At 63.2% G+C, this 12,835-nt stretch carries 10 protein-coding genes and 1 tRNA gene; 9 read left to right on the top strand and 2 right to left on the bottom strand.

Annotation, left to right across the window (positions count from 1 at the left end; all coding sequences use genetic code 11):
* The first annotated feature begins 77 nt into the window (after positions 1 to 77).
* The gene (gene kdsA / locus AC1VXC_RS05025) at positions 78 to 923 is read left to right on the top strand and encodes a 3-deoxy-8-phosphooctulonate synthase (RefSeq protein ID WP_313171696.1); all 846 of its coding nucleotides are present in this window, start codon (positions 78 to 80) and stop codon (positions 921 to 923) included.
* Positions 924 to 1,139: 216 nt separating this feature from the next.
* On the opposite strand, the gene galE is transcribed toward kdsA, so the two are convergent.
* Positions 1,140 to 2,135: a UDP-glucose 4-epimerase GalE gene (gene galE, locus AC1VXC_RS05020; RefSeq protein ID WP_481538665.1), complete on the bottom strand. Its 996-nt coding sequence runs from the start codon at positions 2,133 to 2,135 to the stop codon at positions 1,140 to 1,142.
* A gap of 556 nt (positions 2,136 to 2,691) precedes the next feature.
* Between galE and AC1VXC_RS05015 the strand changes: the two genes are divergently transcribed.
* The 7 genes from AC1VXC_RS05015 to thrC all read left to right on the top strand — a co-directional run bounded on the left by AC1VXC_RS05015 (position 2,692) and on the right by thrC (position 10,192).
* Positions 2,692 to 2,940, top strand: coding sequence for a hypothetical protein (locus tag AC1VXC_RS05015; protein WP_482995011.1), 249 nt, complete (start codon positions 2,692 to 2,694; stop codon positions 2,938 to 2,940).
* Positions 2,939 to 3,015, top strand: a tRNA-Arg gene (locus AC1VXC_RS05010). Before AC1VXC_RS05015 ends, AC1VXC_RS05010 begins: the two co-directional genes overlap by 2 nt.
* 61 nt (positions 3,016 to 3,076) lie before the next feature.
* Entirely contained in the window at positions 3,077 to 3,823 is a 747-nt protein-coding gene (locus AC1VXC_RS05005; protein WP_482995010.1) for a helix-turn-helix domain-containing protein, read from the top strand.
* Positions 3,824 to 3,910: 87 nt separating this feature from the next.
* Positions 3,911 to 4,855 (top strand): DMT family transporter, encoded by a 945-nt coding sequence (locus AC1VXC_RS05000; protein WP_481538663.1) that lies wholly within the window; start codon positions 3,911 to 3,913, stop codon positions 4,853 to 4,855.
* Positions 4,856 to 5,346: 491 nt separating this feature from the next.
* Positions 5,347 to 7,851 carry a bifunctional aspartate kinase/homoserine dehydrogenase I gene (gene thrA / locus AC1VXC_RS04995; RefSeq protein ID WP_313171732.1) on the top strand — a complete coding sequence of 835 codons (2,505 nt, stop codon included), beginning with the start codon at positions 5,347 to 5,349 and terminating at the stop codon, positions 7,849 to 7,851.
* 11 nt (positions 7,852 to 7,862) lie between these two features.
* A complete protein-coding gene (locus tag AC1VXC_RS04990; RefSeq protein WP_481528487.1) occupies positions 7,863 to 8,792 on the top strand; it encodes a homoserine kinase in 930 nt (309 codons plus the stop codon).
* Between the two features lie 101 nt (positions 8,793 to 8,893).
* Complete coding sequence (gene thrC / locus AC1VXC_RS04985) at positions 8,894 to 10,192, top strand: threonine synthase (RefSeq protein WP_481538662.1); 1,299 nt, start codon at positions 8,894 to 8,896, stop codon at positions 10,190 to 10,192.
* Between the two features lie 241 nt (positions 10,193 to 10,433).
* Here thrC and AC1VXC_RS04980 read toward each other — a convergent pair whose 3' ends face one another.
* On the bottom strand, positions 10,434 to 11,192 hold the full coding sequence (locus tag AC1VXC_RS04980; RefSeq protein ID WP_313171735.1) for a Crp/Fnr family transcriptional regulator: 759 nt from the start codon (positions 11,190 to 11,192) through the stop codon (positions 10,434 to 10,436).
* Positions 11,193 to 11,301: 109 nt separating this feature from the next.
* Between AC1VXC_RS04980 and hisS the strand changes: the two genes are divergently transcribed.
* Positions 11,302 to 12,711: a histidine--tRNA ligase gene (gene hisS, locus AC1VXC_RS04975; protein WP_313171736.1), complete on the top strand. Its 1,410-nt coding sequence runs from the start codon at positions 11,302 to 11,304 to the stop codon at positions 12,709 to 12,711.
* Positions 12,712 to 12,835: the final 124 nt, after the last annotated feature.

The following is a 12,835-nucleotide window of genomic DNA, read 5'->3' as shown; positions in this document are numbered from 1 at the left end:
CGCTGTCGCTTTTGGCGTTTTTCGGCCATATTCGCCACCCTTGGCAGGGGTTTCCCCGGATTCAACAGGATAGACAGATGAACGTGACGATTTCCGATGGGGTAGTGGTTGGCAACACGCTGCCTTTCGTGCTGTTTGGCGGGCTCAACGTGCTGGAGGACCTCGACTCCACCCTGTATGCCGCCGAGCGCTATGTGCAGGTCACCGGCAAACTGGGCATCCCGTACGTGTTCAAGGCCTCGTTCGACAAGGCCAACCGCTCCTCGATCAACTCTTTCCGTGGCGTTGGCCTGGAAGAAGGGCTGCGCATCTTCGAACAGGTCAAGCAGCGCTTCGGCGTGCCGGTGATCACCGACGTGCATGAAGTCGCCCAGGCCGCGCCGGTGGCGGAAGTAGTCGACGTGCTGCAGATCCCGGCCTTCCTGGCGCGCCAGACCGATCTGGTCACCGCCATCGCCCGCACTGGGCGCGCCGTCAACATCAAGAAGCCGCAGTTCCTCAGCCCCACCCAGATCAAGCACATCGTCAGCAAGATCCGTGAGGCGGGCAACGAGCAGATCATCCTGTGCGAGCGTGGCGCCCAGTTCGGTTATGACAACCTGGTGGTGGACATGCTCGGCTTCCGCGAGATGATCGAAGCCACTGGAGGCCTGCCGGCGATCTTCGACGTCACCCACAGCCTGCAGCGCCGTGACGCCGGCAGCGAAGCCTCCGGTGGCCGTCGTCGCCAGGTCGTCGAACTTGCCCGCGCTGGCATGGCAGTAGGCATTGCCGGCCTGTTCCTGGAAGCGCACCCGGACCCGGACAACGCGCGCTGCGATGGCCCCAGCGCATTGCCGCTGGACGTGCTGGAGCCGTTCCTGGCGCAGATCAAGGCGCTGGACGATATGGTCAAATCGTTCCCAGTGCTCGACATCGCCTGATTCGGGAAGGCGCTGCGGTCGGCTGCCGATGTGGCAGCCGGTTGCTGTCGGTTCCACGATGAGGCGATTGCCGCGTAGCGCGTCCGGGCGGGCAGGCCAGCGTTGAAAGACGGCCGATCCCGCCATTGTGCACTTGTCTGCCGCCTGCCCGCGATGACCACGGTTGCGCGGGTGCGCACGGCGCTCCTGCAATGTCTCCCGGTGCGGAATGGCCGATCAGTTCTGGCTGGGGAACCAGCTGGGGGGCGCACGGTGCCATCGCCACGCGCTTTCCAGGATGGGAGTCAGCGCGGTCCACTGCGGCCGCCACCCGAGTTGTTCGCGGGCCTTGCTGCTGGATGCTACTAGCTTGGGCGGGTCGCCCGCCCGTTGTGGCGCGATTTCGAAAGGAATGGCTTTGCCCACGACGGATGCGGCAGCGGCAATTACTTCATGTACGGAAAAACCCTGGCCATTGCCCAGGTTGAAGGCATGTGCGCCCTCATGCTCGCCCATGAAGTCCAAGGCCAGCGCATGCGCCTGGGCAAGATCCTGCACATGAACATAATCGCGCACGCAGGTGCCATCGCCGGTGGGGTAGTCATCGCCAAAAATTTTCAACGCCGGGCCATCGGTCAGCGCGCTGCGTAGTACGTTGGGGATGAGGTGGGTCTCGCAGGCATGCGCCTCGCCGATGCCGTGCTCGGGCAGGGCGCCGGCTGCATTGAAGTAGCGCAGTGCCACCGAGCGCAGTCCATGGGCGTGCGCGGCGTCGGCGAGGACGCGTTCGGCCATCAACTTGCTGGCGCCATAGGGATTGATCGGAGCCTTCGGGTGGTTCTCGTCGATGACATCGTGGATGGGGTTCCCAAAAACAGCGGCAGTCGAGGAGAACACCAGTTTGCTCACCTCATGACGACGCATTGTCTCCAGTAGGTTCAACGTGCCAGTGACGTTGTTGGTGTAGTACTCGTAGGGTCTGCTTACCGATTCGCCAACGAGCGAGCGGGCACAGAAATGCATGACTGCGTCGAAGCGGCGCCCCTTGAAGGCACGCTCAAGGGCGCTGGTATCCAGTAGGTCCGCCTGGATCAGCTCGCCCCAGCGAACGGCGCCCGCATGCCCGGTTGAGAGGTTGTCGAGCACGGTAACCGTATAACCGTGCGCGGCAGCCCATTGCGCCATATGACTGCCGATATAGCCTGCGCCGCCGCAGATCAAAATGTCCCTCATAATCTTGTTCCTGAAGAGATCCGTTTCATGGATGATGGAGTTCGTAAAAGACTATGTGGATAGGGCGCGAATAGAGTACGAAAGAGAGCCGCGTTTTCAATGTGGTTAGCAGAGACATGTATCACGGTCGTCGGCAGGGTTTGCCTTCGGGGCCTAGCAAGTGCGCCTTTGCGCTTGACGAAGAGTTTTAGTTGAAATGCGGAAATTGCGAAAACTAACCGCATCGCTGATGACGGCAGCAAAAGGCAGTAGCTGGTTCACAAAGTGGCTCCAGCGGGTGTCGCCGACTGCACCGATAAGCAACAACGTTGTCGGGTAAAACTCGAACTGATATGCGATCGCGTATACAGTCGGCAACTTGGTTCGCAGGGGTCATACATCTACTGGAGTGCCGCGCGGCTCGCCGGTATCGAGAAGTACAAAGATGACGTTGCTTTTGGAGGTCCTCTGCATCAAATGTTCTGCTCGGTGAAATCTGCCTAGTTCGAAAGCTCATTGCTCAGGGTTGGTGGGCCTCGCTGGCAACGAAGTCTTCATTACGATCTAGGCTGGGGACTTGGAGATGATCGTTGGTCTTCAGAAGGATATTGGTGCTGCCACCTATGCGCCCCATAAGCTCAAGATTGATCTTTTGGCGGCCCCCTTCGCGGCTGAGGTGCGCGAGTTACATCTGTCTGTATGGGCTCCAGATAGGATAGCTGTTGGCGTCACTCAAGTTCAGCGTGAATGGTTGGCTGCGCTCCTCTTGACGGGAAATACTGGCTGGCGGCGGCGCTTGCCTGTAATCTTGGCGCTTGTCTTTTGACTCCGTAGCTCAGCTGGATAGAGCGGTCCCCTCCTAAGGGACAGGTCGCACGTTCGAATCGTGTCGGGGTCACCATCTTTCCGTGCAGTCCGTGGTGACCGCCGCGGGCGGCCAGCCAGTCCCGGTGCGCATGCCGATGCAATGCGATGAAGCTCTGAGTTTCCGTAGTTATGGCCCGGCAGGCCATTCGCACAGTCACGATCATCTGCAGCTGGTGCTACCGCTGCACGGCAGCCTGGAGCTGGAAATCGACGGGCGCGGTGGTCGTCTGGATGCCCTGCGCGGCGCGGTGATCGTTCCGGGGGCGGTGCACGCGCAGGCCGGCAACGGCCAGAATCGATTTCTGATCGTGGATTGCGACAGTGCGATGGTGGGGCGGTCACAGTTGGATCACGGGCGTACCCGTCCATTTCTGGCTGTTTCGACGGCGGTGCGTAGCTTGCTCGGATTCGTGGACATGAGCGGCGGCACAGGCGATAGCGTCGCTCCAGCGGTCGCCAGACATCTATTACCTTTGCTGCTGGACAGTTTGTTTGCGGAGCCCGCTCGATCCGCGGGCGACAGTGTGGGTTTGCAGCGATTGTGCGAGCAGATCCGCGCAGCGCCTGGCCAGGACTGGCCGCTTGCGCGGATGGCGCAGGTGGCAGGCATGGGGCTGACGGCACTGCATGCGGTGTTCAGACGCCAACATGGCGTCACGCCGGGACATTGGTTGCAACAGCAGCGCCTGCAATGGGCGCAGCGCCAGTTGGCCGAGAGCGGGCAGTCGCTGGCGCATATCGCCCAGCAAGCCGGCTTTTCCGACCAGAGTGCCTTTACCCGGGCTATGCGCCGTGCGCACGGAATCACCCCGGGGCGCTATCGGCGCGGCTTCGACGCGTAGTTTGCGTCCAAGGTCGCGTAGCTTGGGACAATACAGGGTGGGCCGGCGGTTGGATGCTGGCGATGTCGCTGAACGTCGGGTGGTTTGATGAAAGAACGGATGTTGTTTGGCATTGGCAATGGCGTGGCCTCCGGCGCGCTCTGGGGCCTGGTGTTCCTTGCGCCGGCCGTGCTCGGGAGTTTCTCGCCGCTGCAGCTGGCCGCGGCGCGTTACCTGGTCTATGGCCTGGTTGCGGTGATTCTGCTGGTGCCGCGTTGGCCTGCGCTGCGGGCTCATATTGGCAAGGCGGATTGGAAGGCGCTGACCTGGCTGAGCCTGCTTGGCAATCTGGTCTATTTCGTGTTGCTGTCCATCTGCGTGCAATGGAGCGGGGGCGGGGCTGCGGCCCTGATAGTCGGCATGGTGCCGGTGCTGGTGGCGGTGGTGGGCGCGCGTGAGCCCGGGGCGGTGCCGCTGTCGCGGCTGGCGCCTGCCTTGCTGCTGTGCGTGGCAGGCGTGGTGCTGATGGGTTACGAGGCCATCGCCTCGACCCACGTGCAAGCGACGGTCACGCAACGGTTTATCGGGTTGCTGTGTGGGGTGGGTGCGTTGCTGTCGTGGACCGCTTATTCGGTGGGAAATACCCGCTGGCTGGCCAAGGTTCCCAACGTATCGGGGCATGACTGGTCGCTGCTGACGGGCGTGGCTACCGGTGGCCTGGCGTTGCTGCTTGCTCCCCTGGCGTTTGCCGATGGCGGGGCCGGCCATGGTGGGCGTGAATGGCTGGGCTTCTGGGCGATGGCTGCAGCGGTCGCGGTGTTTGCCTCCATCCTTGGCAACGCTTGCTGGAATCGGGCCAGTCGTGCCCTGCCATTGACCCTGGGCGGGCAGATGATTGTGTTTGAAACCTTGTTTGGACTGGTCTACGGCTTCCTGTGGCAGCAGCGCTGGCCGGTGGCGGTCGAAGTGCTTGCCGCACTCTGCTTGCTGGCTGGGGTGATCTGGAGTGCTGCCGCGCACCGTCCCAAGGTGCCGACGGTGGCTTCGGCCTGAGGATTCTGCGCAGTCAGGTGGCGAAAGTCCGGCTGTGACCGATCTTTCGCTTGTCGGTTGCAGTAGGCAGGTCAGGGGGGCTGCCAATCACCTGCATTGCAGTCGACCGAGCGTTGGATGCTGCTTGCCGGGTAGATGTCCGACGTTCACGCTTGATGACATTTGCAACTTTTAGCTGCAGCTTGGGCGACGTTGCGCTGATCTGCTTTTTTGCAATGCAGCACTTGACAGCCTGATCCTGGCTGTAGTCTCTTGAAAGGCATGAACAGCCCGCAGCCCAGCGCCATTGTCTCGACGTCGCCTTTCGACGGTCGGACGAGTGCGTCCGGGATTCGCGGCGCCATTACCACCACCACTATTACCGCCACCATTAGCCCGGTGCGGCCCGTCGTCTTCGCGTAACTTCCGAAAACCACGGCCCCGCACCCGGATCAGGATGCGGGGGAACCCCATCCAGATGCGTGTCGGGGCCTCCAGCCGAGGTTCTTCCGATGTCGTCAGTTGCTGTTTTACCCGCCGATCCTGCCGCGGACGCTGTTGTTCGCACCGTTGTGCACAAATTCGGCGGGACCTCCGTTGCCGATGCCGAGCGCTACCGTCATGTGGCGCAGCTGTTGCTGGCGCGCGAGGAGACCGTGCAGGTCACGGTGGTATCGGCGATGAAGGGGGTGACCGATGCCTTGATTGGCCTGGCCAAGGCTGCCGCGGCGGCGGATCCGGCCTGGGATGAGCGCTGGCATGAATTGCGGGCGCGCCATCGTGGGGCCGCTGCGGCATTGCTGGGCGAGCAGTCTGGCGTGACCATCGAGTGGTTGGATGCGCGGTTCGAACGCCTGCGCGAGATTCTGGCGGCGTTGGCAGTTATCGGCGAGTTGCCGCAGGAAGTTCTGGACCGTGTGCAGGGCTTGGGCGAGGTGTTCTCGGCGCACCTGCTGGGTCATCACCTGCAGGCGCTGGGCGAAGACGCCGATGTGCTCGATGCGCGCGACGTACTGGTGGTCAACCACGGCGACCTCGGCGTGGATGTCGACTGGAAGTCCAGTGCCGCCAAGTTGGGCTTGTGGCGCGAAACCCATCCGGCGCGGCGCCTGGTGGTGACTGGCTTTGTGGCCCGTGATCGCAAGGGCAATATCACCACGCTGGGACGCAATGGCAGCGATTTCTCGGGCGCGATCTTCGCTGCCCTGTTCGCCGCCGATGAGCTGCACATCTGGACTGACGTGGATGGCGTGCTGTCGGCCGACCCGCGGGTGGTGCCCGAGGCGGTGCAGTTGGATGCCCTGAGCTACGACGAAGCCTGCGAACTGGCCTATTTCGGTGCCAAGGTGGTACATCCGCAGACCATGTCGCCGGCCATCGAGCGCGGGCTGCCGATCATCATCCGCAACACCTTCCATCCGGATCATCCGGGTACCCGCATCACCGCGGAGAGTTCCAGCAATGGTCCAATCAAGGGGCTGACGCTCAGCCCGGATCTGGCCGTGCTCAATGTCGAAGGCACCGGTCTGATCGGCGTGCCGGGTACGGCCGAGCGCGTGTTCTCGGCCCTGCGCAATGCGCATGTATCGGTGGTGATGATTTCGCAGGGTTCCTCCGAGCATTCGATCTGTTGCGTGGTGAAGCAGGCCGAAGCGGAGTTTGCCCGCGATGCGCTGGCCCAGGCGTTCTCCCATGAGCTGGCGGCAGGACAGGTGCAACGCGTGCAACTCACCACCGGGGTGAGCGTGCTCGCTGCAGTCGGTGATGGCATGGCTGGCCAGCCCGGCGTTGCCGCGCGCCTGTTCGAGTCATTGGGCCGTGCGCAGGTCAATATCCTGGCCATCGCGCAGGGTTCATCCGAACGTAATATCTCGGTTGCCATCGAAGCCTGCGACGCCACCAAGGCGCTGCGCGCCGCGCATGCGGGGTTCTGGTTGTCGCCACAGACCTTCTCGGTGGGTCTGATCGGACCGGGCAATGTCGGTGCAGCCCTGCTTGAGCAACTGTATGCCTCCGAATCTGCATTGCTGGCCAGGGCCAAGCTCGATCTGCGCCTGCGGGCAGTAGCATCGCGCAATCGCATGGTGCTCGATCAGCGCGGCATCCATGGCAACTGGAAGGCCGCGTTTGATTCCGCGGCGCTGCCGAACGATCTTGATCTGTTCACCGAGCACCTGCTGTCGGCGCGGCTGCCGCATACCTTGATCATCGATTGCAGCGGCAGTGCCGAGGTGGCTGACCGATATGCGGGCTGGCTGGCGGCCGGCATCCACGTGGTGACGCCAAACAAGCAAGCAGGCTCGGGCCCGCTCGCCCGCTATCAGGCGATCCGCGAGGCGGCTGCTTCCACGGGTGCGCGTTTCCGTTACGAAGCGACGGTAGGTGCGGGCTTGCCGGTGATAACGACGTTGCGTGACCTGGTTGATACCGGTGACGAGGTAACCGCGATCGCCGGCATTTTCTCGGGCACCCTGGCCTGGTTGTTCAACAAATACGATGGCAGCGTAGCGTTCTCTGAGCTGGTCACGCAGGCGCGCGGAATGGGGTACACCGAGCCGGATCCGCGCGATGACCTGTCCGGCGTCGACGTGGCCCGCAAGCTGGTGATTCTTGCCCGCGAAGCGGGCTATGAGCTGAGCCTGGAAGATGTGGCGGTGGAGAGCCTGGTGCCTGCGGCCCTGCAGGGGGCAAGTGTGGAGGATTTCATGGCGCGCCTGCACGAAGTCGACGCCGGCTTCGCCCAGCGCCTGACTGACGCGCGCGCCCGTGGCAACGTGCTGCGCTATGTCGCCCAGTTCAAGCCAGGCCAGCAGCCCAGTGTCGGCTTGGTTGAGCTGCCCGCTGATCATGCTTTTGCCAATCTGCGCCTGACCGACAATGTGGTGCAGTTCACCACGCGTCGATACTGTGACAATCCGTTGGTGGTGCAGGGACCGGGCGCAGGGCCGGAAGTGACCGCGGCCGGTGTGTTTGCCGACGTGTTGCGGGTGGCGGCAGGCGAGGGGGCGCGATTGTGAGTGACGGCTTGATGGATTCCGCGGCACGCCAGGCGCGGGCATTTTCGCCGGCATCGGTGGCCAATGTGGCGGTCGGTTTTGACCTGCTGGGTTATGCCGTGCCCGATGTTGGCGATACGGTGACGGTGCGTCGCATCGATGCGCCGGAAGTACGGATCGTAGCCATTCGCGGTACAGCGGTTGAGTTGCCGCTGGACGCGCCCAGCAATACCGCCGGCGCAGCGCTGATCGCGTTGCGCCAGGCCTTGGCACTACCGTTCGGCTTCGAGGTGGAGATCGACAAGGGTATTCCGCTGAGTTCGGGCATGGGCGGGTCGGCTGCTTCCTGCGTGGCAGCGCTGGTCGCGGCCAACGCGTTGCTGGATGTGCCGCTGAGTCGCGAGCAGCTATACAGGTATTCGCTGGAAGGCGAAGCAGTGGCCAGCGGCAGTCGTCATGGCGATAACCTGGGCCCAATGTTCCTGGGGGGGCTGGTGCTCTCCACGCTGGAGCGGTTGGTGCCGGTGCCGGTGCCAGCGCATTGGCATAGCCTGCTTGTGCATCCGGATGCAGTGCTGGAGACGCGCCGCGCACGCGAGGCGCTGCAGGGTAGCTATGCGTTGAAGGAGTTTGTCGCCCAGAGCAGCAATCTGGCCCTGGTGCTGGCCGGTTGCCATGCGGGTGATGCGGGCTTGGTGCGGGCAGGCCTGGTCGATGTGCTGGTCGAGCCGCGTCGCGCGCCTCTGATTGGCGGTTTCGATGTGGCCAAGGCCGCTGCGCTTGCTGCCGGCGCGATGGGTGCCAGCATCTCAGGCGCAGGTCCCAGTGTTTTTGCCTGGTTTGAGGACCGTGATGCTGCGTTGGCTGCTGCGCCCAAGGTGCAGGCAGCCTTTGCAGCAGCGGGTTTCGACAGCCAAAGCTGGGTAAGCCCGATCAACAGCCCCGGCGCCAGATTGCTCTAAGCCTGATAGCCCCTCTCCCATCGGAGAGGGATTGGGGTGAGGGGGCCCTTGCGGGGGTCTCGAGTCCAGAGCAGCACACCAACCATTTCGCGGATTTCAAAATGAATTTCATCTCCACCCGCAACGCTTCCCCTCCCGCCACCCTCAGCCAGGCCATCGCCGCCGGTTTGGCGCCTGATGGTGGCTTGTACGTGCCCGAAACAATGCCGTTAGCGCGCACCTTGCGGCTGGGCGATACGCTCGCGGCGACCGCCAACGAGCTGTTGCAACCATTCTTCGCAGATGATGCCTTGGCGGCCGAGTTGCCGACGATATGCGACGAGGCCTTTGATTTCCCCGCGCCTCTGCAGGCCTTGGCGACCCGCAACGATCATGTGCTTGAGCTGTTCCACGGCCCCACCGCAGCCTTCAAGGATTTCGGCGCGCGCTTCCTTGCTGCCAGCCTGTCACGGTTGCGCGCAGGGCAGGAGCGTCCTCTGACTATTGTTGTTGCAACTTCTGGCGACACGGGTGCTGCGGTGGCTGCCGCTTTCCACAACCAGCCCAATCTCCAGGTCGTGGTGCTGTACCCGGATGGGCGCGTATCGCCGCGTCAGGCGCATCAGCTTGGCTGCCTGGGCGGCAATATCCGCGCGCTCCGTGTATCTGGCTCGTTCGATGACTGCCAGGCCATGGCCAAGCAGGCACTGAACGATAGCGACCTGCAGGCGCAGGTGCCGCTGAGCTCGGCCAACAGCATCAGCCTGGGTCGCTTGCTGCCGCAGATGAGCTATTACGCCCATGCCGCGCTGAGTCATCAGGCGGCGCACGGTTCGCTGCTGAATTTCGTCATTCCCACCGGCAACCTTGGCAATGCGATGGCCGCCGTCTTGGCGCGCGCATTGGGGGTCCCGTTGGGGCGCATCGTGCTTGCGACCAATGCCAACCGCGTATTGCCTGACTATTTCAACGGTGGCGAATACAAGCCGAAGGCCAGCCTGGCGACCCTTGCCAACGCCATGGACGTCGGTGCGCCAAGTAACTTCGAGCGCTTGCGCTGGCTGTACAGGGGCAATGATGCTGCGTTGCGTGACGCGTTCACTTCGCAGGCAGTGGACGATGCAAGCATCCGCCAGACCATCGCTCACCGCCATGGTGAGTACGACGAAGTGTTCTGCCCGCATACGGCTACGGCGGTACATGTGCTCGAGCAACTGCGTGCCAGTGGCAGCGCAGCATCGGACCAGCACTGGGCAGTGGCGGCTACCGCGCACCCTGCAAAGTTCGAATCGGTGGTCGAGCCATTGATTGGGCGCGAAGTCGAAGTGCCGCCAGCTTTGGCCGAACTGCTCAAGCGTCCAGCCCATGCCGAACCCTGCGCCCCGGATTACGCCGTGTTGCGCGAAAAGCTGCTTCGTTGAGGTAGTGCCGAGCCATGCTCGGCAGAGGTGCAACTGATAAACCCAGTTGTAGGAGTGGCATAGGCTGCGAAGCCGGGGACGTTTTACGGCGACCAATCTCCGTGATCTGGAGATTTACGAGCTTCGCGGCTAACGGCGCTCCTACAAGGCGGTGTAGGCTGCTCATGTAGTGCCGAGCCATGCTCGGCAGAGGCTTCCTGTACGTCTCGGCCGAGCACGGCTCGGCTCTACAGGTGAGGCCTTAGAACTCGTCGTTGGCCAGCTTCTGCAGCTCGGCAAAATCCAGGATCTCCACCACATTCAGATGCGGCAAGGCGATCAGGCCTTGCTGGCGCAGTTTGGTGAAGGTGCGGCTCACCGTCTCCATAGTCAGGCCCAGATGGTCGGCGATGTCGCCGCGGCCCATCGGCAACGAGACCCGGTTGCTGCTGCGTCCGTTCATGGTCGCCTCGCGGGCGGCCAGGCGGAGCAGGAAGTCGGCCAGCCGTTCTGGTGGCTGCAGACGTGCCAATGCCAGGGCATTGTCCTGGGCCGCGTCCAGCTCCTGGCAGGCGCGTTGCAACAGCTTGCGCTCCAAGTGCGGGTAACGCTGGCGCAGATCGCGCATCTGTGTGGTCGGGACCCGGCAGACGCGACTGTCGGCGATGGCCTCGATGTCGTAACGGTGGTGGTCGCTGCCACTCAGCCCCAGGTAATCACCCGGCAGCACGAAGCCGTTCACCTGGCGACGGCCGTCGGCCAGGGTGCGGACCAGGCGCAGCGCGCCTTCGGTCACTGTATAGACATAAGTGCGCGGCTCACCGGCGCGGGCCAACGTGCTGCCCATCGCGACCGGGGTGGAGACGGTGATCTGCTCCAGCGCGTGCACTTCGTCGCAGGACAGGGCCGAGCAGACGGACAGGTGGCGGACCGAGCACTGCAGGCACTCGCGCACGCCATTGCTTTCTGCCGCAACGGACGAAACGGGGGATTGCTCGGTGCCTTGGGCTGGCCGGGACATGTCTGGGACAGGGGGAATAGTGTCCTAAATTATACTTCATGCGGCCAGACGGGCGGTGTGCGGCTAGAATTGGCGACCGTTTCCCCTTTGAGTTGCAGGAGTTTTGCCCGTGATCAAGCCCCGTACCCCGCCCGGCATCATGGAATTGTTGCCGCGCGAGCAGATCGCGTTCCAGCGCATGCTGGACGTCATCCGCCGCAATTACGAGCGCTTCGGGTTCCTGCCGGTGGAAACCCCGGTGTTCGAGCTGTCGGACGTGCTGCTGACCAAGTCCGGTGGTGAGACCGAGCGTCAGGTGTACTTCGTGCAGTCCACCGGTGCATTGGCCAATGCCGCTGAATCGGCAGACAAGGGTGGGTTGCCGGAAATGGCGCTGCGCTTCGACCTGACGGTGCCGCTGGCGCGCTATGTGGCTGAACATGAGCACGACCTGACCTTCCCGTTCCGTCGTTACCAGATGCAGCGCGTCTACCGTGGCGAGCGTGCCCAGCGCGGCCGTTTCCGCGAGTTCTACCAGTGTGATGTCGATGTGATCGGCAAGGACACCCTGAGCATCCGCTATGACGCTGAGGTGCTGGCGGTAATCTATGCGGTGTTCTCGGAACTGCGGATCGGCAATTTCGCCGTACAGCTGAACAACCGCAAGCTGATGCGTGGCTTCTTCGAGGCGCAGGGCGTGGTTGATGCCGGCCAGCAGGCGCTGGTGTTGCGCGAGGTCGACAAGCTCGACAAGCGTGGGCCTGACTACGTGCGTGAGACTTTGGTTGGACCGGATTTCGGCCTGCCCGCCGACGCGGTTGAGCGCATCCTGTCCTTCGTTGAGGTGCGTTCCAGCTCGCATGCCGAAGCGCTGGCGCAGATTGACGCGGTGCTGGCTGCGGCCGGCGAGTCGGCCAGCGAATCGCTGCGTACCGGTGCCGCCGAGCTGCGCGAGGTGCTGGAACTGGTCAAGGCGTTGGGTGTGCCGGAGACCGCTTACTGCCTGAATTTCTCTATTGCCCGTGGCCTGGATTACTACACTGGCACCGTCTATGAGACCAGCCTGGTGGATCACCCGCAGATCGGCTCGATCTGCTCGGGCGGTCGCTATGAGGACCTGGCCAGCCATTACACCAAGTCCAAGCTGCCGGGCGTGGGCATCTCGATCGGCCTGACCCGCCTGTTCTGGCAGTTGCGCGAAGCCAACCTGATTGACGGCATTGCCGAGAGCAGCGTACACGCGATGGTGGCGTTGATGGACGAGGTGTCGATGCCGCAGTCGCTGGACATCGCCCGTCGTCTGCGTGCTGGCGGTATCAATACCGAAGTGCAGATGGAGCCGAAGAAGATCGGCAAGCAGTTCCAGTACGCCGCCAAGGCGGGCATCCGTTTCGTGGTGCTTGCCGGTGAGGATGAGCTTGCGCGTGGCGTGGTGGCGGTCAAGGACCTGCTGCGCGAGCAGCAGTTCGAAGTGGCCCGGGACGAACTGGCGTCCACCCTGCAGGTGGAGCTGGAACAGACTCGCGCGATGGCGCGCTGAGAAAAAGCCCCGCATAGCGGGGCTTTTTTTATGCCCGGTGTTGACGAGGTCAGCCCCCAGTGCGCCGTGTAGAGCCCAACCAAACTCGGCTAGGGCCAGCCCCGTAAAAAACCAGCCCCCCAAA

Source organism: Stenotrophomonas sp. STEN033 (assembly GCF_056856655.1).
Note: the sequence above shows the minus strand (reverse complement) of the source record. Positions and strands in the feature narration are given on the sequence as shown.